Below are 23774 nucleotides of genomic sequence, written 5' to 3'. Positions count from 1 at the left end.
AGCGTCCAGTTTGATCCGGACGCTTTTTTTCAATTCAAGTACGATACTTAATGGCCAGACCTTTCAGGAAGTTCCGAGCGAACTTATCCAGGCAGGGCTTATAGTTTTTATGCCCCTCTTTTCTTAGGATCGCACTGAGTTCGCCTTTGCTGATCGAAACGCCCGCTTCATCAAGGATATCAATCACATCCTCATTTTTCAGCTGCAGGGCGATTTTCACCTTCTTCATCATGACATTGTTCACACTGGAACGGTTTTTGATGGAGCGGTCCGGCTTGACAGGCCCGCCGTCCTTCGTTTTCTGAGGGCCGCGCTTATAAATGATGAAGCCATTAAGGAATGATTCCAGCATACTGTTCGTACACTTGATATAATCCATACCGTCCACGGCTTCCTCGTCGTCTTCCTCTATTTTCGTCAGCACCAGCTTGACCTCTTCCACAGCAAGGTCCTCACCGCCGAGCTCAAAGATTTCCTTCATTTCACTGTCCCTTAAATCAAGAGCATAACGCAGACGAATCAATATATCGTTATTATCCATTACACAACCTCCTGTTGTACGTTCTTTTTCCGCTTTTTCACGCTTTTTCACACCAGTCCTCATCCTACCACGTTTCTCCGTATTCTATAAGGCTGAAGAGAAAAAATCAGGAATGATCCTCCGGCTTGTATGTTTTCGTCAGATAGATGACCACTGTGAAAAAGCACCCGCCGAAGATGAATCCGACCTTCATAAGAAGATTTGGAGCAATATAAAAAGCCGAGAATAAAAATGAAGACCAAATCATTACAAGGATTGATATTTTCGCTTTCAGGGGGAGCCCCCGGCCTGATTTATAATTTTGTATATAACTGCCAAACCATTTATTCGTCATCAGCCAGTTGTACAGACGATCAGAACTTCGTACATAGCATGCAGCTGTTAATAGTAGAAACGGAGTCGTCGGAATCAACGGCAGGACGATGCCCAGTATACCCAGACCAAGGGACACGCTTCCGACAATGATCAGCAGAATCTTCACAACTTGTTTCATCATTAACTCCTTAAAAAGTAAATTGAACCGATTATCATAACTGTATAGTAGTCCGGTTATCTCTATTGTATCCCTTCCACCCCTAGCGTTTCCATTATTTCATATGGAAACCGAGGACTTCTCCATCTACGAAAAAACTTCCCATCCTGAAGATGGGAAGTTTTTTTATATGGATAAACGAGAGGATAGGTTGTACACGTCTTCGTCCACTTGTACCGTTTTCGCATGGACAGATCCATAGGTAAGGGCTTCAGGCCGATTATCCTTTATAGTGACGATCACACCTGATTGATCCTTGATCAACAGATCGACGGCATAGGCTCCAAGGCGGCTGGCGAGAATCCGGTCGGCCGCTGTCGGGGCACCTCCGCGCTGAGTATGGCCGAGAACCGTTACACGTGACTCGATGCCCGCCTCCTGCTTCAGTCGTTCATTGAGATCGATCCCACTCACGGTTCCCTCTGCAACAACAACGATACTGTAGCGCTTGCTGCGCGACGGCCCCTGTTTGATCTGCTCAACGATGGAGTCCAGGTCCTCTTTTTTCTCAGGAATCAAAATGTTTTCCGCCCCGCCGGCAAGTCCGGACCAAAGGGCAAGATTACCGGTGTCCCGGCCCATCACTTCAATAATGGAAGACTTTTCATGGGAGGAAGCCGTATCCCGGATCCGGTCAATGTAATCCATTACCGTATTCAGAGCGGTATCAAAACCAATGACTTCATAAACACCAGGAATATCAGAATCAATCGTCGCTGGAATCGCGGCAGTAGGTACGCCGGCTTCTTCCAGAACAGCCGCTGCCTGCAGCGACTCTTTGCCACCTATGACGATAAGGGAATCGATTCCATGCTGCTTGATCATTTGAAGAGCCTTCGCTTTACCTTCTTCTGTAAAAACTACATCAGAAGGGGAGGACTGTAAAATCGTTCCACCCCGCTGCATGATCGATCCGACAGATGCAGCATCCATCTGATCCATTTTCCCATCTATAAGGCCCTGGAAACCATATTGGATTCCAATCATATCTAAATCGTAGTAAACGCCGGAACGGACAACAGCCCGGATGGCTGCATTCATTCCCGGAGCATCTGCTCCGCTTGTTAATACACCGAATCTTTTCATCATGACCACTCACTTTCCACTATGAATCCGTCCCCGGCACTTGCAAATGCCGGTATGATGCTTCTCAGTTTCGTCCTTAAGCTCTCCGATTTTCTTTCTTAACCATCACCCTGTCGAGAGCTCCTTACTCATCATTCTCACGTTTCTTTTACAAAAATTCAACATATAAACCCCAACCTCCACAAGAAGCACCGTCTTAAAATGGTAAAAAACACAAATTTCCTTTTTATTACAACTTATAAAAAGACATCGAACGACAAATTCGATATGATGGTATAGACAAAAAAAGGAAAGGTTGTGTAATCATGCCAAGAAGAATCATGGGTATGTTCGGGATCCTGTGTCTGCTGGTGTTTGTGGCGGCCTGCGGACAAGAAGAAACTTCTGGATCTACGGAAAATGAAGAACCGACAGAAAACACAGAAGAAACCAACACCAACAAGCAGACAGCGGAAGAGACAAAAAAAGAACAACCGGAAGCAGTCAAGGAGGAAACCTCCAGTTCTTCCAATGAAATCATGAATCCAAACATCGCAGAACAAACTGAAGGAAATGTCGATGTCGTCTACACGAACGACGATCCAGGGTTCACCCATGATATGGATGGCTTTCAAGTAACCGTTGACAAGTATCAAATTGTGAAAGTGACAGACATGAATGAAGACATGTACATCGAATTTGATGACCAGTCAGAAGGATATGTCATTACATCCGAGGTAACGATCAACAATACCAAAGACAAGGCGATGTACTATCCAACCATCCTGCTTCTGCAGGGAGTGAACGAAGTGGACGCATTAAGAGAAGAAAAGACGTTCGTTCGGGAGGAATACCCCGTATCTGAAACAGAAGAAGAGTACGGGAAATACGGTGCCGGTGAAGAAGTGAGTGGACTTGTTACCTTCACCCTCACTAATGACCAGTACCAGGTGCTTCAGGATGTCAATCCGAAGATGGTCATTGAAGACGGAGCAGCCGACAACAAGCAGTTTGAGAATTCATTCAAGGGCAGTAAAACCTTCGACTTTATCCTAGGTGATGAGGAACAAGCAACAGAAAATGCCGGGGGAAATTCAGAAACCAGTGCTGACTTCTACAGGGATGAACTGACCACAGGGAACCTTGCTGAAAAAGAAATGCTATTCGAAGAGTCAGGCCTTGAGGAAACGAAATCTATCGGGGACGTGGACATTACTTTAAACGGCGTCCAGTATACTGAAATCAATCCCACTCAGGGCAATGAATCCCGTTTCGATAACTTCGGAGACAACGGTATCGTTGCTTTAACAGTAAAACTCAGCATCGATAACCAGTCCGACAAAAATTTGAACATCTTCAACTTTGTTTCTAAAGTATATGTCGACGGAGACCGAGGCTCTGTACTTTCCCAGGGAATGGTTGAGCCGTCGGATCCAAAAGAAATTGCCGCCGGCGCATCTGGTGAGAAATTACACGTCTTTTTATTTAGAAAAGATGACTTTGATACAGTGGAAACGTTCGACCTGGAGTTCGGACCATTCATGGGTCCGGATGGAAAAGATCTTTTCAAAGGCGAAACAGCCATGTTCAAACTTCCACGATAAGTAAAGAGGAGTCCTGTGAAAGGACTCCTCTTTATGATGTGGTCTGCTTATTTTTGCTTTCAAAATCAAACTTGATGCTGTAGTTCTCATCCAGCTTCAAAGCGGTGCTGAACGGCTTCTTGCCCTTAAAGCCTTTGAGGACCTTCGTTTTCTTCTTCTCACAAAGCGTCTTGATCATATTTCTTGTCAGCGTCTTGCCGGCAAGCTTCTTCGGAAAAGTCACCTTACAGCCTTCCTTGTAATTGGAACAGCCATAAAACTTATAGCGGTCCATAATCTCACCGGTCTGACAGGATGGACATTTGGCAATCGGTTCTTTGCTGCTGCCCCGGGATGTCTTTTCCCCGGTACTGCGGACTTCCACCTGCTGCAGAGCCTCCGGGGTCTCCTGAATGAGTTTTTCGATAAATTGGCCGGTCTGCTTAAGAAACACCTGTCTGGAGCCTTCACCGCTGCCGATTTTCTTCAAATACGTCTCCCACTTAGCCGTAAGGGATGGACTCGACAACAGTGTGCCTTCGATGGCTTCACAGAGCATCTTACCTTTTTCCGTTACATAGACGTTATTCTTCTTCACTTCAATATAATTCTGCGCTTTGATAGTTTCGATGATGCTTGAACGCGTTGCTTCGGTTCCCAGACCTTCGACTTCTTTTAAAATTTCAACGTCCCCTTCATCATCCATCAATTTTCCGCATGTCTTCATCATATTGATCAGCTGACCTTCAGTGTACGGCTTCGGAGGCTGTGTCATGCTTTCTTTAATATGAAGCTTCGCGTCCACTTCTTCTCCCTGATGGACTTCAGGAAGGAGGGGTTCCTTTTCCTTCGCTTTGGCCGGCTTCGGAAACAGTTCCTTCCACCCTTGACTGACATCGCGCTTACCGGTCGTTTTAAACGGCAGTTCTTTTACGTGGGTGTAAAGAGTGGTTTCTTCATAAATGTAATCGGTATGGAACATGGCAAGCGTCGTTGCAAGCACCTCATTGTAAATGTTCTGCTCATCACGGCTCAGCCCGCTCAGTTTCTTCTCTGTCGGCACCGATTTTGTCGGTATGATCGCATAGTGCTCCTGCACCTTGCTGCTGTCGACGTACCGCTTCTTCGGCTTCAGGGAAACCGGCGTAAACGAGACATTCAACGTCTTTTGATACCCATCGAGATTTTTTACCAGGTAGGAAAATTCACTTTCCGTTATGAAGTTACAATCCGTACGTGGATAGGTGACGAGTTTTTTCTCATACAGCTTCTGCATCGTTTTCAATACATGGGATGGTGTATACTTCCAACGCCGGTTCGCGACACTCTGCAGCGTGGATAGCGAATGAAGCTTCGGTGATTTGATGTACTTCGTCTTTTTATCAACATTTTCCACAACACCAGACAGCAGTTCATTCTCCTTTAAACCGTACTCATCCATCAAGGCTTGTACTTTTGCCTTATCCTTTTCCTTGATTTTAGCCAGCCCTTTATAAGAGCCTTTCTCCGCCTGGAACTGACCTTCAATCTGGTAAAAGGGCTCAGAGACAAAGCTTTCAATTTCCTTATGACGCTGGTAGATCAAATACACGGTCGGGGACTGGACGCGTCCAATCGACAGGTAGCTGCCAAAACCCTTTTTCTGCAGCAGCAGAGTAAACAGACGACTGGCGTTGATACCGACCAGCCAGTCACTGATCTGGCGGGCTTTGGCTTCTTCAAACATCCGTAGATCCTTATCATTGGCCTGCAGGTTTTGAAATCCTTTGCGCACTTCATCCCGCTCGAGGGAGTTGATCCAAAGTCTTTTGACAGGCTTGTTTTTCACACCCGTCAGGCGGAGGATGCTGTAGAAAATGTTAGAGCCTTCCCGGTCGACGTCCGCAGCATTGATGATCACATCAGCGCTTTGGAACAGTTTTTTGACGGCTTGGAACTGATCCCATTTCCCTTTGGAAACTTTTTCAAGGTACCGGTCCGGAACGATCGGCAGCTGATCCAGCTTCCACTTTTTCCATTCGGGCTTATAATCGTGGGGCTCCTTCAGCTCAACTAAATGGCCGACCCCCCACGTAATGACCGCTCCATCCGGGAACGTATGGTCAGGTTTTAATTGTATATGGGTTTTCGTTTTATTTTGCACGGTAAAGGCCTCGGCATAGGCTTTTGCCTGCGAGGGTTTTTCGGCTAAGATGACCACCTTTTCCATGGTCTTCCACTCCCTTCAATAGATCACAAGAGTACTATGAGACAGGCTGGAAAGCAAGAGAAGATCGATGGATCATGGAAATAAAAAAAGGTGGCATTCTGCTTTTCGGTGGATGCTTGCCGGGAGCGGGTCAATAAACCAGTCCAATATTTCACAAGATCTCTCATCAACAAAAATAAGGCTGTCGATAATTCTCTCGACAGCCTTCCCCTTTTAGAACACAATCTCTAAGTTATTTCACCTGGTGGTAAGCACCTGTCCGCCTGAGGACGGTGGCCACTGTTTCCTTCAGGGCTTCTTTTCCAGGCTTCAAGATTTCCATCGGGGCATAAAGATCTGCATTGCCTTCCAATATTCGACGCGTCGCCTGTGACCAGGCAATATTCAACTCGGTATTGTAGTTAATTTTCGCATGGCCATAGCTGATGGCCCTGCTCAGATCTTCATTACTGATACCCGAGGCTCCGTGAAGGACGAAAGGCACAGGGGTGGATTCACGAAGAGCAGCCATTTCCTTAAATCCAAGATTTGGTTCGCCTTTGTACTTTCCGTGCACAGAACCTAGTGCCGGCGCAAGGCTGTCGACGCCCGTTTCCTCTATCAATGTACGGCATTCATTCAAATCGGCATACAATAGATCACTGTAAATGCCATCTTCTGTACCTCCGACACTGCCGACTTCCGCTTCAACGGTAACTCCATGCTTATGAGCGTAGGCCACTACCTTTCTTGTATTTTCTATATTTTCTTCAATAGAGATTTTAGAGCCGTCATACATGACAGAATCGTAGCCGGCATCAACGGCTGCCATGCAGCGCTCAACGGTCTGCCCATGATCAAGATGAAGAACAGCCGGAACCGTCAGCCCGATTTCTTCTTTCATAATCGAAAAGGATTCAGACAGCAGACGGAATCCTCCTATTTGATCGACGATTTTATCTGTCGTCCCTACAATAACTGGAGCGCGGCAGGCTTCTGCCGTTTTCAGGATGGCCTCCAGCCAGATCCAGCCGTTCATATTGAATTGGGGGACAGCGTAATTGTTTTCTAAAGCATCATCTAAGACGTTATACATAGGAACGCCCAATTTCATAATTGACTTGCACTGGTTTTCCTGTCTCATAGGATTCCTGCGCTGCCCTTGCGATGCGCTGGGCCATGATACCGTCCTCAAATTGAACGCCTGTCGGACGGTCCTGGAGAATACTTTCTATAAACTGTTCCGTTTCATGTATGAACGAATCATTATACCTTTCCAAAAAGAATGGCAGTGGCTTATCGGACTCTACTGTACCAGCATTGTAATACTTTAAATTCGTCGACGTCTGATTGTCCGCAACTAAAGCGCCGCCGTTCCCGAAGATTTCAATCCGCTGATCATAGCCGTATACCGCTTCCCTGCTGTTATCAATAACACCTAAAGCGCCATTCGCAAAGGTCAATGTCACAATAGCTGTATCAATATCCCCTTTTTCACCGATAGCCGGGTCGACAAGGTTTCCGCCTTTAGCGTAAACCTCCACCACTTCTTCCCCAACAAGGTGTCTGGCCATATCAAAATCGTGAATAGTCATATCCATGAACAAACCGCCGGAAGATGCAATATAATCAAGGTGCGGCGGGTTCGGGTCCCTGGACGTGATTTTAAGAACATGGACATCACCAATATCGCTGCGCTTGATACGTGCCTTCATCTCAGCGAAGTTGCTGTCAAAGCGGCGGTTGAACCCGACTTGAAATTGAACGCCCGCCTTCCGGACTTGATCATACGCTTCCAGAGTTTCCTGGTCACTGAAACTCACAGGCTTTTCACAGAAAATATGTTTGTTATGCTGAGCCCCCAGTTTAATCAGGTCCGCATGTGTACTTGTTGGAGAACAGATAAAAACCGCGTCAATCTCCTGATCTTGAAAAATATCATAGTAATCCGCCGTGATTTCCTCCACTCCGCTCGTTTCAAACCAGTCCTTCAGCTGATCAGAGAAAAGATCAGAGACTTTTTTCAAACGGACATGTGGGTTTCTCTTTAGATTATCGATATGCAGTTTTCCGATACGGCCCGCACCGATAATACCGACTGTTACTTTTTTCATAGTAGGCTCCCCCTTTTAAATTAAGATGCCAGAACAAGTGGTGAAAAGACGATGTACATCCCGACTACAACGATCAGAATCAACGTTCCGATCAGCTTCGAATGCTTCCATGGTGTGAGGTCCACTTTACTTTGATACTTATCGAACTCGAAGTCTTCCTTATCCGGCTTCGTCCGACTCATTATATAAAGAATCGTGATATCAAGAATAAATAGTACACTCCACACATACAGATAATGAATTTCTGTTAAAAACACCTTTGATAAACTGTAGGTAATGACGTGGAAAATAAATGTAACTTTAGCCCCGAGAGCAGATGTTTTTTTCGAGAAAAACCCGACAAGGATAATGGCCAGCAGCGGCATGTTATATAAGCCATTGAATTCCTGGATGACCGCAAACAACCCTTGTGGAAATAAGGAAATCAATGGTGCAATCGCAATCACGACCACTCCGACAGCTACAGTCAAAATCCGACCCATTTTTGCAATGTCACGGTTAGTCGCTTTCTTGTTAATGACTGGCTTATAAAAATCAAGACTGAACAAAGTTACGGTTGCATTCAATGCACCAATAAACGAGCTCATAATTGCACCAAACACGACCGCACCGAAAATTCCAAACGCCCAGCCCGGCAACACCTCATTGACAAGTGACGGATAAGCAAGATCCATCTGCATCTCGCCGCCAAACAGGTTATAAGCGATGATCCCAGGAATGACGAGAAAGAAAATCCCGCAGATTTTGAAAAAGCCGACGAGCATGGTCCCTTTCTGCGCTTCTTTCAGATCCTTAGCAGCCAGGGCTTTCTGGACAATCATCTGATTGGTACACCAGAAGTATAAGTTGTTAAAGAACATTCCAAAAAACAGCGTCGGCCAAGGGACAATCGCTGAATCCAAATCCCCCCAGGCATTTAACTTATCAGAAGATTGTGACACAAAATGATCCAGGCCGTTAAGGAAACTGCTGTCTCCAAGAGCAATGAACCCCAATACCGTAATTGCAAGTCCTCCAAATACCAGACCAACACCATATAAGGAGTCACTGTGAGCGACAAGGGAAAGACCCCCGACAAATAAATAGAGAACACCAATAATCCCAATAAGAGAAGCAATAATAACGACGGCAGTCATTGAACTTACGCCTAGATGCTGTTCTACATTAAATAAATCGTTAAAAATTAATGAACCTGAGTATAAAACCACCGGCATGAAACTGACCGTGTATGTAAACATGAATAGAATAGAGACAATACGCTTGGTCATCGTGTCATAGCGGACTTCAATAAAATCTGAAATCGTATTGACTCCATATTTGAAGTAGCGCGGCAGAAAAACCCACGCACACATCACGATCGCTACGGAGGCTGTCACTTCCCAGGCCATCACTTCCACACCGGCTATGTAACTCTGGCCGTTCTGTCCAACGAGGTGTTCGGTAGACAGATTGGTCATGATAATCGACATTCCGACTGTCGTGCCCATGAGGGATCGCCCCCCCAGGAAGTATCCTTCAGAATCCTTTTTATCTACACTGCGGCTTTTATAAAACGCATATAAGTAGATGGCCAAAAGAATCGCAACAAAACTGACAATGGCAAACCAGTTCACCTAACCTCCTCCTTATGCAGCAAGGCGTCAATGTGCTTTTTTGCTTTCAATGCATATTCAAAAGCATTGCATACATCCGGGTCCTGTTCCGCTTCCACAACGATCCATCCGGTGTACTGATGGCGGGCCAGATAATTCATGATGGGGGCGAAATCGATCATTCCATCACCAGGGACAGTAAAAGCCCCCTTTTTCACTCCTGTCAGAAAGCTGTCTTGTTCCCTTTGTACTTCTGCAGCGATATCTCTCCGAACATCTTTGAAGTGGACATGTTTAATGCGGTCAAAATATCTCTCAAGAATTTCAAGAGGATCTTCTCCTGAAAAAACGAGGTGGCCGGTATCAAACAACAGGCTGACCTTAGCCGGATCCGTAGATACCATTAGCCGGTCGATTTCCTCTGTCGTCTGCACCCCCGTTCCCATGTGATGGTGGTAAACGATCGACATGCCTTTCTCCGCTGCCAGGTCACCAAGCTCCTCCAACCCATCAATAAAACGCTTCCATTCTTTCTCATTGAAAACAGGTTTTTGTTCAAAAAGCGGTACCGTCTTCTGACCTTGAATGCTGTTTCCCTGCTCAGATACGACGATGACTTCAGCACCCATGGCGTGGAGAAAGTCACGATGTTCAATGAAGGCCTTCTTTACTTCTTCCAACGGCTGCGTCGTTAAAAAGGCACTGAACCAGGCACTGGCTACTTCAAGACCCCGGATTTCTAAATAAGACTTCAACACTTCAGGATCCCGAGGGTATTTGTTACCAATTTCCGTCCCCTTATATCCAGCAAGTGCCATTTCACTGATACACTGCTCAAATGAGTTGGTCTCTCCAAGCTCCGGCATATCATCGTTGGTCCAGGCAATAGGTGCACAGCCTAATTTGATTTGATTGTCCATCTTCCACCCTCCTCAGTATGTTATTTCTACGAGTTCATCCTTTTCAAACGAGTGCTGACAGGCTGCAGCCACTTCTGTCCCGCGCAGGCCGTCGAGAGCTGTTACTGAAGGCTGTCTTTCATCACGGATACAGTCAACAAATTCTTTTATTTCATTGATATAGGCTTCTTTGAAGCGTTCAGGAAAGTTCTGTGATGTCGGGCGGACCGTCCCGTGTTCGTTAAATACGGTCACTTTATTTTTATCCGGCGTAGCTGCAATCCTGATCATCCCTTTTGTTCCAATGACTTCAGTTTCCACATGATATCCGTGGCTTGCTGTTCTACCCGCCACTAAAAAAGCGGTTACATCATTGTCCAGCTGAAGCGTAGCCGTACCTATTTCCACTTCGTTCAATGCATTGAGTTCAGGAGCCGCTTTGTTGTTCCCTGTCGCCCAAACCTTTTTCACTTCAGCTTCTGTAAACCAACGGATTACATCAATATCGTGAACACTCATATCCAGATAAATGCCGCCACTCGGACTTTGTTTAGCAAATTCCACAAAGCTGTCCAAACCAGCAATAGGATCAATCCCATAAGAGCGGATGATAGAAATGTCTCCAATTTCCCCGCGGTCAATCATCTGCTTAGCAAACACATAATCCTCATCATATCTGCGCATAAAGCCTAAATGAAACACGCGGTCGCTTTCCTCGATTGTCTGGATCACTTTCTTAATATCCTCGGTATTCAACCCGATCGGCTTCTCACAGAAGACGTGCAGACCACGGTCCAGCGCCTTTTGAATATGATTTGTATGAAAACCGGATGGAGTGACAATGCAAACAGCATCCAGTTCATCATTCTCGATCATCGCTTCATAGCTCGTATACGAGTAAGGTATGCTGTACTTCTCCTGAACTTCTTTGTTCACCTGCTCATCAAGGTTGGATACAGCCGTTAACTCCACATGTTTCGTGTGGTATATGTTGTCGGCATGGATCAAGCCGAGACGGCCTAATCCAGCGACGCCTATCTTAATGGGATTCACATGCACTCCCTCTTTTCCCTTTAATATTGTCGTGCGTTTGTCCGGATACCGACAACTTCTTCGGCTTTTTCATTCACCCGTGCATTGGTGGAGTGTTCAGATATACCGACATTCCAGAAACTCTCATACCCATCCGTCATTGTTTTAGGCAGCACGCGGATGTGAATGAGTGTAGAATTGTCGGTTTCCTTGGATTTCTTCACGGCTTCTTCCAGCTCTGCTTCATTGGAAACTGTAAATTTATCAAAACCATATCCTTCAGCTACTTTGGCATAGTCAACAGCAAGCACGCTTCCATCGGACTTCGTGAACTCGGTGCAGTAGCTGTCACTTCCGTGCCCCATCTGCAGGTTGTTGATACAGCCATATCCGGAGTTATCAAACAACACAATGTTCAATTTCTGTCCGTACTGGAGTGCCGTCACCATTTCCGTATGCAGCATCAAGAAGCTGCCATCTCCGACAAAGCTGTAAACCTCTTTATCTGGATGCGCCAGTTTCACACCAAGACTGCCGGCAATTTCATATCCCATCGCTGAATAGCCGTACTCCACGTGATACGTATTCGCTATGGACGGATTCCACAAACGGTGCATATCTCCCGGCAGCGAACCTGCGGATGTAACGACATAGCTGGACGGATCGACAAGTTCATTAACCTTGATCAATGCCGAAGTCTGGGCATATGTGGTATTCAACGCTTCCGCATAGGATTTAAGCTTGTCACGCCCGAAATCGTCCTGAATTTCTGGCTGATAGCTGTTATCTTCTAGCTGTACTTGAATGCCTGCCAGACGCTGACGTTCCTCTTTCCATTCCTTTTTATACTGCTCAAGCTGACCGGCAAACCCACTCTCATAGCCTTCAAGCATACGGTCGAGTTTTTCTACAGTCGCTTTCGCATCGCCGACAAGCTGATGGGCATCCATTTTATACGTCTGCATCCGGCTGACGTTGATATTAATGAACGTAGATTCGTTAAAATTGAAGGCGGTTTTTGAAGACGACGTAAAGTCGGTGTAGCGCGTTCCGATTCCGATAATCAAATCGGATTCTTTAGCCGCTTTGTTGGCTGCCAGCGTCCCGGTTACGCCAAGTCCTCCCATGTTGAAGCGGTGCTCTGAGGAAACAGTTGACTTTCCTGCCTGTGTTTCCGCAAGAGCCACTCCATACTTTTCGGAGAAAGCAGCAATCGCCTCACCTGCAAGGGAGTATTTCGCTCCACCACCTACGACGATCAGGGGCTTTTCAGCTTTCTGAATTTCGTCCACCGCACGCTGGAGTGCAGCTTCGGATGGAAGGATACGGTCGACGTAATGGACCCGCTTTTTAAAGAAGGATTTTTCGTATTCAAACGTCTCCCCTTCGACATCCTGGGCGATCGATAATGTAACAGGCCCGGCGGTTTCCGGATTTGTCAGAACTTCAAACGCTCGGAGTAAAGCAGACATCAGCTGTTCCGGACGCTCAATTCTATCCCAGTAGCGGGATACGGGCTTCAGGGCATCGTTGGTCGTGATGCTGTGGCTGTGCAGCTGCTCAATCTGCTGCAGCACGGGATCAGGCTGACGGCTTGCGAACGTATCGCCCGGAAGAAATAAAACAGGAAGGTTATTCGCAAGGGCGGTCGCACTGGCTGTTACTAAGTTGGCGGAACCAGGACCTACGGATGATGTCACCGCATAAATCTTTCTTCTGAAATGCTCCTTGGAAAACGCAGCGGCCGCATGCGCCATGCCCTGCTCATTTTTTCCCTGGATCACGTTCAAATGACCCGGATCCTCCTGAAGAGCCTGGCCGATGCCCAAAACATTTCCGTGACCAAATATATTGAACACCCCTTCAACGAAAGGTATTTCTTCTCCGTCGAAGTGGATGTATTGGTTATTTAAGAATTTCACGAGTGCCTGTGAGGTTGTAAGTTTCACTTTCTCTGTCATGCTCGTTTCACCCTTCCTGACTATGAATCAACTGTTCAATCTCTTCAACTGTCGGCATAGCATCAGAGGAGCTGTGTTTGGAAACAACGATGGATGCCGCAGCGCTTCCGTATTTCAGCGCTTCCTGAATGCCTTTCTCCTTTTTCAAAGCATAAATGAAACCGGAAGCGAAGGAATCCCCGGCGCCGAAGGTCTTCAATACCTGTGTCTTATAAATATCTCCTTCAATGACTTCCCCGTCTCTCGTAAAGGCTTTGGAGCCCTTGACTCCGTGCTTGACGACGACGAGATGAGGAGAATAGTTGAACAACTCCTGCACAGATTCTTCATCAGAGTTCCCCTCGGAATTCTCCAGAACGTTGAATTCGTCACGCGTTCCAATAACGATATCTGCGGAGCGGGCAGCAAGACTCATATAGACGGATGTTTCCGCCTCACTTTTCCACGTATAAGGGCGGTAATCCAATTCAAAGATCACTTCCACCCCGTTCTTTTTCGCAATATCCATGGCATGAAGAGCCGCTTCCCTGGACGGAGACTGACTGAGTGCCGTTCCCGAGATGAGAAGGGTTTCCGCGCTCTTGATATAATCCTCATTAAAATCATCAACACTCAAGTACAGATCAGCTGCCTGATCGCGGTACATAAGGATGCTGCACTCTTCAGGACTCTTGATTTCTGTAAACGTAAGACCGATTTTACGGCCTTCGGTATCTTTTTTTATCGAAGACGTTTCTACGCCGACTTTGTTCATATAATCAATAACAAAATTTCCGTGCTGATCATCCGAAACTTTAGCGATCATGCCGGCCTTTAAACCGAGCTTCGATGTACCAATCGCAATGTTCGCCGGTGACCCTCCGACATACTTCTTGAAGGTCATTGTTTCTTCCATCGGCATATTATACTCAACGGCATTCAAATCAACGGCTGCTCTTCCGAACGTGATAATATCTAGTTTCTTCATAATCAATCCCTCTCCAATATCCATTCGTGGTCTTTATCGTTATGAAACTTCCATTTCCGTTTCGGTCCAGCCATAACGTTCAAATAATATAAGTCATAACCATCAGGAACACCTACAGGGTGGTACCCTTTCGGAACGGACACGCAGTCCTGGTGTTCGACAGCCATCGTTTCATCGAGAGTGCGGTCATCGGTATAGACCCGCTGGAAGACAAAACCCTGCTCAGGATCAATTTCATGGTAATAGGTTTCCTCTAAGAAAGACTCTTCGGGGAGGTTATCCTGATCGTGTTTGTGCGGAGGATAGCTGGAAAAGTTTCCACTGTCCGTATAGACTTCAACGACGAGCAGACTTTCCGGGATATCCACGTAGTCCGGAAGAATGTTATGAACCAGACGCTTATTGGAGTACTGGCCTCGGTGTTCAATATCGTTATCAGCTGCCCGAATCACCTTCGTGTCCTTCATTTTCGTGGAGTTGGAGTAACATAACGCAAGCTTTGCCGGCTGATTAGCCTCAACATGGAAGCTTTTCGAAGATGGGACATAAACGCTGTCCGTCGGCTTCTTCTCAAAAACGTTTTCGCGTGTACCAAGTTTGCTGTAGACTTCTTCCTCAACGGTTACATCCACATTCCCCGTCAGGACGACGGCGCACAACTCGGTGCTTTCCAGCGTTTCTGCATAACGTGCGCCCTCCTCCATTTCAATGACCTTAAACTGTACGTATTCAAGACCTGTCGCTTCCTTGTTCAAGTCCTGAATTAACGTAACGCCTTCAGATAACTTCAATTCTCTACGTTTATACAACAGGTCGGCCATTGCTTACTCCTCCCCTTCGAATTGAGGTTTCAGGTGACGCGCGGTCACGACTTTTTTACGCGTATAAAACTCGACGCCGTCTTTACCATTGGCATGCAGAGATCCGAAGAAAGAAGACTTCCATCCCGAGAACGGGAAAATCGCCATCGGCGCTGGTACACCAAGGTTGATCCCGAGCATTCCGGCATCAATGTTTTCACGGAAATAGCGGATGCTTGAAGCGCTATCACTGAACAGGCAGGCACCGTTGGCAAATTCAGATTGGTTGGCTGTGCGGATGCCGTCTTTCAAGTTTTTCACCTTCATGACAGAAAGAACTGGAGCAAAAATTTCATCCTTCCAAATCTTCATATCTGTAGTGACATCTTCAAAGATTGTCGGACCGACGAAGTAGCCATCATCCGAGCACCGAGTGCGGCCGTCCAATGCAAGTTTCGCACCTTCTTCTTCTCCCTGATTGATATATTCAAGAGTACGTTCCTTGTTTTCCTCGCGGATGACAGGTCCCAGGAAGACACCATCATCAAGGCCATTCCCCATTTGAATATTTTCAGCTTCTGTTTTTAATTTCTTGATAAATGTATCGTAAATGCCCTCTTCGACTGCAATGACAGCAGCTGCCATGCAGCGCTCCCCGGCAGAACCGAAAGCGGCTCCGATAACTTCTTTAACCGCCTGGTCGACATTGGCATCATTTAATACGATCGTGTGATTCTTCGCACCTGTCAGCGCCTGAACGCGTTTCAGGTTATCCGTTCCTTTTTTATAGACATATTCGCCAACCGGTTTGGAGCCGACAAATGAAACCGCTTTAATATGTTCGTTTTCTAAAATGCCGTTTACGACATCATGAGCACCATTTACAACATTGAATACGCCTTTTGGAAGTCCGGCTTCTTGGAGAAGCTCAACGATTTTCTCAATCAGCAGCGGTGTTTTTTCTGATGGCTTCAAAACGAAAGTATTACCTGTTGCGATGGCCATCGGGAACATCCAGCAAGGAACCATCATCGGGAAGTTGAACGGTGTGATGCCTCCCACTACGCCGACCGGATAACGATAATTCGTTCCTTCAATATCTGTCGCGATGGATGGCAGGGAATCGCCCATCATTAATGTAGGAGCTCCGGCAGCAAATTCCACATTCTCAATACCGCGCTGAACTTCACCCAGGGACTCCTTCAAGCTTTTACCATTTTCCTTTGTAATGATTTCAGCCAGTTCCTGTTTGTTATCGATCAACAGCTGCTGGAACTTAAATAAGATCCGTGCGCGTTTCGGTACGGCTGTCTCCTTCCAATCCTCAAAAGCTTCCTGAGCCACTCTTGCGGCTTCATCCAGTTCGCTGCGTGTGGAAAGTGGTGCTTTTGCCATCACTTCTTTTGTCGCCGGGTTATACACATCAAGGGTTTCCGTACTCTCACTTTCCACCCATTCACCGTTAATGTAGTTCTTCAAAGTTTTTACTGTTGTTACTTCTGCCATTTGCTCTCCTCCTTGGTAATCGTTTTCAAATACTTTGGATAACTTCTGGTTCAATTCTATAAATATTCGCAAAATTAGTCAAGTGTTAATTATATTTTGGTTATTTTTTGAGTAACTTATCCAAAATAGATGTATAAAAGAAACAAAACATGATACACTAGACGTGGAATAACACCTATCAGAACAAACAAAAGGGGGAGGTGATTGGATGAAAGTAAAAAGAATCAATCAAATCGAAGAATACTTAGAACAGAAACAGGAGGCGTCTTTAGAAGAGTTAAAGGACTACTTTGATGTTTCTCTCAATACGATCCGCCGTGATATCAATGAACTGACAAAAGCGGGAAAAATAAAAAAGGTATACGGGGGCGTTGTCTACAATAAAAACACTTCCACAACGACCACGTATGAAGTAAGAAATATCAACCGGCTTGCCGAGAAGAAAAGGATCGGCCGCTACTGCTCCCAGTATATCGAGCAGCACGACATCGTCTACATCGATTCCGGGACGACCACCCATTTCATATTAGATGAACTGCCATCAGACATTGAGTTCACTCTGATCACGAACAGTCTGGAAGTCATCAATAAAGCAGTCATTTTCCCTAATGTGAACGTTATGATCATCGGGGAAACGTACAAACGCTCAACAAAATCCTTCACGGGAATTACTGATGAACAGACAATTACTAAATTCAACATCAATAAGGCATTTATGTCCGCAACAGCATTTTCCATCAATAACGGAGCCTCCAATTCAGACCTTCTGGAAAACCGGATAAAAAAAGAGGTCTGTGAACGAGCCAATGAGGTGTATCTGCTGATAGATTCTACGAAATTCGGAAAAAGCTCGTTGTTCACCTACTGTAACCTGCAGGGCGTGAACACCATCGTTACCGACAGCCATGTAGATTCTTCCTATGCCGAAGAGGTGCAAAAAGCGAATAAAACACTGATTACCGTATAAAGGAGAGGGTCTTTGTGCCATTATTGAAATTTCATATGTATGAAGGAAGAACAGAGCAGGAAGTGAAGGACCTGCTGGACGTTACCCATAAAGTGATGGTTGATGCTTTTGAAGTACCAGAAAGAGACCGCTATCAAGTGGTGCACGAACATAAACCATACCAGATGATCATGCAGGATACAGGTCTCGGTTTTACACGATCCGAAAAATTTCTACTGATCCATATGATTTCAAGAAAGCGGACAGAGGAACAGGTGACCTCTTTTTATGAAAACCTGGCCCATGCTCTTGATGAACAATTCGGCATTACATCTGAGGACTTAATGATCTCCATCTCCGTAAATGGAGACGAAGATTGGAGCTTTGGCGGCGGGAAAGCTCAGTTTTTGACGGGAGACTTATAAAAAACAGGCATCTGATAATATTATCAGATGCCTGTTTTATTTAGGTGGATATCAGCCAGTTCCTGAACCAGATCAAAAACCATCTGAGCGTTTGATACATGATCCATCGCGTGGATAAGGTAAATGGTTATCGGTGTTTCTTCTTCTCGTGCATTCAGACTTAGAAGGTCCGTCTGCCTTTTATGGGCACCGATCAAGAAGGAGCGGGCTTCCTTCAACTTCCGCTCATACCCTTCTTCATCTTTTATTTTTGCAAACTTCAATGCTTCAAACGCATGATTTTTCGCCTGAGCGGATTCAGTGATTAACGGCATGAATGCGGATACGTCCACATCCATTATCAAAGCGCCTCATTCATTTGTTCAAAAATGCTGTAGGCATTCATATTGTTGTAATCCCGCACAGAAATTTTCAGGACACGGGCACTAGTCGCTTTCTCATAATCATCAGCCTTATGGTGAATCTGTGGTCCAAGTAGTACAGCATCAACTGATTCTGCCCGAACGAACTCCAGCCCTTCTTCTGTATTCTTGGATGTAATCGTAATGTCCATATTTTCTTCTTCTTTTAGTTCCTGAAGCTTTTTCACAAGGAGACTTGTTGTAATTCCAGCTTCACAGACGACAATGACCTCTTTCATTTTTCATCCCTCCTGATATTAGCTGCTCACGACTATAATATTCCACACCTGATGATTTTTAAAGCGCTTCTGTACGACCGAGCAGTGCTGCACCTATCAATCCTGCTTTCGTGCCGAGCTCAGCCGGTTCAAGCTTCACTTGATTTCTCAATTGCGGATACAAGTAATCATTCAAACGTTCCCTCAGAGGGACAAGCAGCAAATCCTCCGCCTCCATTACTCCTCCCCCCAGAACAAACACAGACGGATTTACAATGTGAGTGAGGTTTGCAATGCCCATAGCTAAATACGTAATCGTATCATCAACGATGAGGGCTGCTGCTTCGTGCCCTTCCTTCACCTTCCGGAAAACCTCTTCCGCACCGCCGTCTACACCAAGACGCGCTTTTCCTTCTCTCCCGATAGACGTACCAGAAGCAAGGGCTTCGAAGGAACCAGCATTCAGATTGGACCAGCTTGGGCCGTCCGGCTTTAAGATCATGTTGCCGATTTCTCCGGCATACCCCTGGGCACCTTGCACGATTTTCCCGTCGAGGACATAGCCGCCGCCAATTCCCGTGCTGATCGTTATGTAGAAACTGGACGCATGGCCCCGTCCTGCACCGAATGCTGCTTCGGCAAGCGCAGCAGCGTTAGCATCATTGTCGAGGTGGACCGGAACATCGACCGCTGCCTGCACCTCATCGACAAGGGGAACGTCCTCCCATCCCGGCAGGTTCGGAGGACTGAGGATTCTCCCTTCATGAGGATTGAGAGGACCTGGAGATCCGATCCCAATGGAAGAAATATCATGCCCGTCCATCAGTTCCTTGATCATATCGTTCATCTGTTGAATCACGTACGCCGGCTCTTTATCCGTTTCGGTGCGGATACTTTTTTCAACAAGGATGCTTCCTTTCTCATCTACGACACCTGCGCGCAGGTTGGTGCCGCCAAGATCAATGCCGATGGTCTTCATATCCATCACTCCTTTACGATTCTTCTTTATACATCTACTATACATGGAGAATGAGGACCTACCAAATGAAAGCCAGCCTATAAATTCCTTCTCTATGTTTCATTACCAAGACGTAAAGTTTTTACTCGTCTTTTTCATAAAAATAGAAATCCACCTATTCAATAGAAGATAAAACGCGGATGAGCGTCTGCTTGTATTTTTCACGGTCCACCGCTTCACAGACGCGCACATTGGGTTGACATCCACTCCTGTTATTAATGTCCACCATGCTGTACCCGCGGGTCAGCCTCCCCTGAGTCTCGACTTCGACGTAATAGGAATGAGATTCAGTCATGATGGATTCATCCGCAGCTATAGCGGTAAGCAGTGTATCCGGATGGGTGGTTCCGGGCAGACGGTGTACTTCTTTATTGAACTGTCTTACCACCTTGTTGACCGCTGTGAAAAATCGTGAACCGGTGGTATTCAGATCTTCGATTTCCCGATGGTCCTCCTCATCCATCACCGAATAAGCGACACACATATCCCATCCGACCATCGTGACAGGAACGCCAGACTGGAGGACAATATTAGCAGCCTCTGGATCGACCCAGAAATTGTATTCAGCCGCAGCTGTAATATTGCCGAGCGAGTTATTCGTTCCTCCCATGATATACACATGCGCAATCAACGGAATAATGCCGGGATCTTTTTGAAAAGCCATCGCAATGTTAGTTAGTGGAGCGATAGCCAGCAGTTCAATTTCCCCAGGATTCTTCCTGATCGTTTCAATAATAAAATCTACAGCATGTGTCGTTTCCGGACGCTGGGTGGCTGAGTCAAAAAAAGCACCGCCCATGCCATCCTTTCCATGAACGTCTTCAACGGTACGGTGAGCCGTCATACCCACTGCATTCAACGGACGCTCCAAACCTTTGTATACCGGCACTTTCTCCTCCAGGGCTGCGACCTGAATCGTATAAAGCGCATTTTCAACTTCCTGATTGAAAGCCACATTTCCCCCGGTAATGGTTACCCCCTCCACCTTGAAATGATGCAGCGTGGTCAATAAAGCGATGGTATCGTCGCCGGCTGTATCTGTATCGATAATGACGCGTCTCATCTTACGTTCCCCCTCATGTATACGTATTCCTTCCTATTTATCATACTAAAGAAAAAGGTAGAACCCCATGCTTCTGTGCACATCCTAAGATAATTGAGGCGCCATATGATACGATATGTGAGTCAATACAAAGCAAGAGATTGGAGCATCCAACATGAAAGCAATGGCCAAACGAGGCTACACTTTATTTATCAGCCTTTATGTCCTTATCTATTTTATCGTTTCCTTTGCTGGCGGAGAGCCCTTGTCCACCGCTATGTCATTGTTTGGTCTGGCCGCCTTTATCATCGGGTATGTTCTGCTTCCGGTAAAACAGGCATGGATTTCATTACTCCTGTTAATCATTGCCCTGATTGTCCACCTCATTGCGGGTACCTCTCTCACTCAGGGCGTGGTGGAGGGCTTTACCGTGATGAGTGGATTGATTGCGCTCCTTCTGATCGTCCCTGCGATCAGCTGGGTGCTTGAGGAAAAGCCGTACATCGAATCGGTCATCAACTTTGCCCAGAGGCTTTTGAATACGAGCAGGAAATTTTATTTCGGAATGATGGTCATCACCCAGATCATCTCCTACTTCCTGTTGTTCGGATCGATTCCGATGGTATACGGGATGATCAACGATTTTCTCAGCAAACAGAAAGGCGAAGCATGGGAAAACTATAAAGGGACCGCCCTGCTGCGGGCCTTCAGCTTAACGACGATGTGGGTCGTCAGCATTCCAAGTTTCATTTTCGCCGTCGATGCTCTCGGTGCATCACTCGGTTTATCAATTTTGCAGGGGTTCTTTATATCCTTTGCCGGCATCCTTCTGTCTGTTCTCTTTTCAAAATATCAGGAGCGGCACTACGGAGTGGATTTGACCGCAGGTATTCAGGAGCAGCTTGCTGAAATTGCCGAGCAGAAAAAACAGGACACCCGGGGCAACAAAGATGCTGTCGAGTTTGCTGTATTATTTGTGACGTTGTTCGGATCAATTTTCATCCTGAACGCTGTATGGGCTGTCGATCTGCTGTTGATTATTCCGATCGTCATTACCGCCTGGGTCATCCTTTACTTCATCATCCGCGGTCGGACGGGGGCTATTGTAGAAAACGGAAAAGTATACCTGAAGGAAAGCATCCCTAATAAAGCCCAGCAGTTTTCCATTCTGTTGGCGGCCGGCTTTTTAATCAATGCGGTCAACCAGTCAGGATATGGAGAATACATTATCGATGGACTGTTTTATATTACAGATGCTGTACCGTTCCTGAACTTCCTCTGGGTGCTGCCATTTGTTGTTATCATCCTCGGATTCATCGGTCTGGGACCGTTGACGGTCATCGTTCTTGTATCCGGGATTCTTCAAGGGGTGGAACTTCCATACCCGCCGGAAATTGTCGTTCTCGGCATCACATCAGGAAGCGTGATTTCCATCATGGTATCACCGCTGATCCTCCCGTCGATTATCTTAAGCTCTGTGAATAAATTAAGCATTGTCAAAAACGGACTGATGTTCAACTACAAATACGCCATCGTCTTTTATCTGATGGTCCAGCTGTATCTACAGCTTGTTGTTTTCTTCTTGCTATAATCTAAAAACGACAGGCGTTCTGCCTGGCGTTTTTTAGTATTCCGGATTAAGTAAATGGGAATCGGTGGATATGAATAGAATGAGATAACAACCTTCGGAGGTGGAGCATGAAAACGTATATTGAAGTGGAGCCAGGTGTAGAATTGTACGTAGAAGATCACGGATCGGGAGATGTCCTCGTTTTCATACCGGGATTTACTTTTACGACAGAGGTTTTCTCCCGGCAGGTGGATCACTTTTGCAAAACCCACCGGACCATTGTCATCGACCCAAGAAGTCACGGACGATCAACCATGACGGTTCACGGCAACGACTATGCCACCCATGGAGCCGATTTACAAAAAGTTCTCCAAGCGCTGAAAATCGAAAACCCTATCCTGATAGGATGGTCATTCGGTTGTCTTACAGTGTGGGAATACATCCGCCAGTTCGGGACGGATGACATGAAAGGGCAGGTTCTTATTGATATGCCGCCAAAATCCTTATCCCACAATGAGAATCAGGACTGGGTGGAAGGAAAGCTAGACGATATGGCAGCGGCTTACACGAATTATCTCCGAAATCCCAAGGGACAGCGGGATTTCATTTCCGCCTATGCGAACAGTGTGATGGTTCAGAGAGATTTAACGGAGGAGGAGCTGTCATGGCTGGTGGAGCAGTCGCTCACGACACCCTATTACATTGCAGCCAACCTTTTTTCATCCGGTCTTTTTTCGGATTATCGTGAAGAAGCAGCATCAGGAAGTCAACAGATTCCAACGCTGTATGTTGTGGCTGAGCACTGGAGCAGCACTGCCCGTCCTTACTTAAACAAACTCGCTCCCCAAGCAGCTGTCGATGTCCTTGGGGGCCACATGATGTTCTGGGAACATCATGAAAGGTTCCATACGCTTATGGAAGCCTTCCTCGCCAAACAAACCTGACGAAGAGCTTCTATCAATTATGATGCTGAGAAAACGACCTCATCTGTCATAGAGGTCGTTTTCTATCATATAGATCTATTATGGACAAGCTGTTGCGTAGTCATGAATCACTGAAGGTATAGAATGATATCATACAGGGAGGTGAACCTGAATGGCTTTAGAAGTTCTATGTGAAGTGAACAACTGTATCCATAATGAAGGTGGAGAGAAATGCGGAGCCCCTGCTATCTCCATCGTAAGCGAATCCGGACGTACCGCTTCCTCTCAGGAAGAAACCGACTGCCGTACATTTGAAGCAAAAGAAGTGTGACGGTCTCTCCATTCACAGCGGCCTTCACGGCTGCTCTTTTTTTCCACCACACTGATAAAAAGAATCATTTTCACTCTTCTTCCACCTCTCCCTCTTTTCTCCCATTTATAAACAAGATGG

23 protein-coding genes are annotated in these 23774 nt (G+C 46.2%); 6 read left to right on the top strand and 17 right to left on the bottom strand.

Annotated features, from left to right (window positions below; all coding sequences use genetic code 11):
• Window positions 1-34 precede the first annotated feature (34 nt).
• The 3 genes from QMA39_RS13515 to QMA39_RS13505 form a co-directional block, all read right to left on the bottom strand.
• Window positions 35-541, bottom strand: a complete 507-nt coding sequence (locus QMA39_RS13515) for a DUF1456 family protein (protein WP_281659034.1) — start codon at window positions 539-541, stop codon at window positions 35-37.
• Between the two features lie 106 nt (window positions 542-647).
• Complete coding sequence (locus QMA39_RS13510; RefSeq protein WP_281659033.1) at window positions 648-1034, bottom strand: YbaN family protein; 387 nt, start codon at window positions 1032-1034, stop codon at window positions 648-650.
• A gap of 165 nt (window positions 1035-1199) precedes the next feature.
• On the bottom strand, window positions 1200-2159 hold the full coding sequence (locus QMA39_RS13505; RefSeq protein WP_281659242.1) for an ATP-dependent 6-phosphofructokinase: 960 nt from the start codon (window positions 2157-2159) through the stop codon (window positions 1200-1202).
• A gap of 305 nt (window positions 2160-2464) precedes the next feature.
• On the opposite strand from QMA39_RS13505, the gene QMA39_RS13500 reads away from it, so the two are divergent.
• Window positions 2465-3742 (top strand): DUF5068 domain-containing protein, encoded by a 1278-nt coding sequence (locus tag QMA39_RS13500; RefSeq protein WP_206933777.1) that lies wholly within the window; start codon window positions 2465-2467, stop codon window positions 3740-3742.
• 31 nt (window positions 3743-3773) lie between these two features.
• On the opposite strand, the gene QMA39_RS13495 is transcribed toward QMA39_RS13500, so the two are convergent.
• The 10 genes from QMA39_RS13495 to QMA39_RS13450 form a co-directional block, all read right to left on the bottom strand.
• Complete coding sequence (locus QMA39_RS13495; RefSeq protein ID WP_281659032.1) at window positions 3774-5930, bottom strand: type IA DNA topoisomerase; 2157 nt, start codon at window positions 5928-5930, stop codon at window positions 3774-3776.
• A gap of 232 nt (window positions 5931-6162) precedes the next feature.
• Window positions 6163-7005: a ketose-bisphosphate aldolase gene (locus QMA39_RS13490; RefSeq protein WP_281659031.1), complete on the bottom strand. Its 843-nt coding sequence runs from the start codon at window positions 7003-7005 to the stop codon at window positions 6163-6165.
• Complete coding sequence (gene iolG, locus QMA39_RS13485; RefSeq protein ID WP_206933774.1) at window positions 6998-8023, bottom strand: inositol 2-dehydrogenase; 1026 nt, start codon at window positions 8021-8023, stop codon at window positions 6998-7000. The genes QMA39_RS13490 and iolG overlap by 8 nt, the downstream gene beginning before the upstream one ends.
• 20 nt (window positions 8024-8043) lie before the next feature.
• Window positions 8044-9636, bottom strand: coding sequence for a solute:sodium symporter family transporter (locus QMA39_RS13480; protein ID WP_206933773.1), 1593 nt, complete (start codon window positions 9634-9636; stop codon window positions 8044-8046).
• Window positions 9633-10535 carry a myo-inosose-2 dehydratase gene (gene iolE / locus QMA39_RS13475; protein WP_206933772.1) on the bottom strand — a complete coding sequence of 301 codons (903 nt, stop codon included), beginning with the start codon at window positions 10533-10535 and terminating at the stop codon, window positions 9633-9635. Before iolE ends, QMA39_RS13480 begins: the two co-directional genes overlap by 4 nt.
• A 12-nt stretch (window positions 10536-10547) precedes the next feature.
• On the bottom strand, window positions 10548-11567 hold the full coding sequence (locus tag QMA39_RS13470; protein WP_281659030.1) for a Gfo/Idh/MocA family oxidoreductase: 1020 nt from the start codon (window positions 11565-11567) through the stop codon (window positions 10548-10550).
• Window positions 11568-11587: 20 nt separating this feature from the next.
• The gene (iolD, locus tag QMA39_RS13465; RefSeq protein ID WP_281659029.1) at window positions 11588-13507 is read right to left on the bottom strand and encodes a 3D-(3,5/4)-trihydroxycyclohexane-1,2-dione acylhydrolase (decyclizing); all 1920 of its coding nucleotides are present in this window, start codon (window positions 13505-13507) and stop codon (window positions 11588-11590) included.
• A gap of 7 nt (window positions 13508-13514) precedes the next feature.
• Window positions 13515-14474: a 5-dehydro-2-deoxygluconokinase gene (gene iolC, locus QMA39_RS13460; RefSeq protein ID WP_206933769.1), complete on the bottom strand. Its 960-nt coding sequence runs from the start codon at window positions 14472-14474 to the stop codon at window positions 13515-13517.
• 2 nt (window positions 14475-14476) lie between these two features.
• Window positions 14477-15295, bottom strand: coding sequence for a 5-deoxy-glucuronate isomerase (gene iolB, locus QMA39_RS13455; protein ID WP_206933768.1), 819 nt, complete (start codon window positions 15293-15295; stop codon window positions 14477-14479).
• Between the two features lie 3 nt (window positions 15296-15298).
• Window positions 15299-16780: a CoA-acylating methylmalonate-semialdehyde dehydrogenase gene (locus QMA39_RS13450; protein ID WP_281659028.1), complete on the bottom strand. Its 1482-nt coding sequence runs from the start codon at window positions 16778-16780 to the stop codon at window positions 15299-15301.
• Between the two features lie 208 nt (window positions 16781-16988).
• Between QMA39_RS13450 and QMA39_RS13445 the strand changes: the two genes are divergently transcribed.
• Together QMA39_RS13445 and QMA39_RS13440 are read left to right on the top strand one after the other, a co-directional pair.
• Window positions 16989-17747 (top strand): DeoR/GlpR family DNA-binding transcription regulator, encoded by a 759-nt coding sequence (locus QMA39_RS13445; protein WP_206933766.1) that lies wholly within the window; start codon window positions 16989-16991, stop codon window positions 17745-17747.
• Between the two features lie 14 nt (window positions 17748-17761).
• Complete coding sequence (locus tag QMA39_RS13440; RefSeq protein WP_281659027.1) at window positions 17762-18151, top strand: tautomerase family protein; 390 nt, start codon at window positions 17762-17764, stop codon at window positions 18149-18151.
• Window positions 18152-18174: 23 nt separating this feature from the next.
• Here the strand turns inward: QMA39_RS13440 and QMA39_RS13435 are convergent, their stop codons facing one another.
• From QMA39_RS13435 to QMA39_RS13420, 4 genes are all read right to left on the bottom strand, one after another.
• Complete coding sequence (locus tag QMA39_RS13435) at window positions 18175-18489, bottom strand: PTS lactose/cellobiose transporter subunit IIA (protein ID WP_281659026.1); 315 nt, start codon at window positions 18487-18489, stop codon at window positions 18175-18177.
• Between the two features lie 2 nt (window positions 18490-18491).
• Window positions 18492-18791, bottom strand: coding sequence for a hypothetical protein (locus QMA39_RS13430; RefSeq protein ID WP_206933762.1), 300 nt, complete (start codon window positions 18789-18791; stop codon window positions 18492-18494).
• A 58-nt stretch (window positions 18792-18849) separates the two neighbouring features.
• On the bottom strand, window positions 18850-19749 hold the full coding sequence (locus tag QMA39_RS13425; protein ID WP_281659025.1) for an ROK family protein: 900 nt from the start codon (window positions 19747-19749) through the stop codon (window positions 18850-18852).
• 154 nt (window positions 19750-19903) lie between these two features.
• Entirely contained in the window at window positions 19904-20851 is a 948-nt protein-coding gene (locus QMA39_RS13420; RefSeq protein ID WP_281659024.1) for a nucleoside hydrolase, read from the bottom strand.
• A 154-nt stretch (window positions 20852-21005) separates the two neighbouring features.
• On the opposite strand from QMA39_RS13420, the gene QMA39_RS13415 reads away from it, so the two are divergent.
• From QMA39_RS13415 to QMA39_RS13405, 3 genes are all read left to right on the top strand, one after another.
• Entirely contained in the window at window positions 21006-22421 is a 1416-nt protein-coding gene (locus QMA39_RS13415) for a hypothetical protein (RefSeq protein ID WP_281659023.1), read from the top strand.
• A gap of 107 nt (window positions 22422-22528) precedes the next feature.
• On the top strand, window positions 22529-23344 hold the full coding sequence (locus QMA39_RS13410) for an alpha/beta hydrolase (protein ID WP_281659022.1): 816 nt from the start codon (window positions 22529-22531) through the stop codon (window positions 23342-23344).
• A 151-nt stretch (window positions 23345-23495) separates the two neighbouring features.
• Window positions 23496-23654, top strand: a complete 159-nt coding sequence (locus QMA39_RS13405) for a DUF1540 domain-containing protein (protein ID WP_084163156.1) — start codon at window positions 23496-23498, stop codon at window positions 23652-23654.
• The last annotated feature ends 120 nt before the right edge of the window (window positions 23655-23774 follow it).

Origin of the sequence: Halobacillus sp. Cin3 (genome assembly GCF_947311855.1) — a bacterium.
Taxonomy (GTDB): Bacteria; Bacillota; Bacilli; order Bacillales; family Halobacillaceae; genus Halobacillus; species Halobacillus kuroshimensis.
Note: the sequence above shows the minus strand (reverse complement) of the source record. Positions and strands in the feature narration are given on the sequence as shown.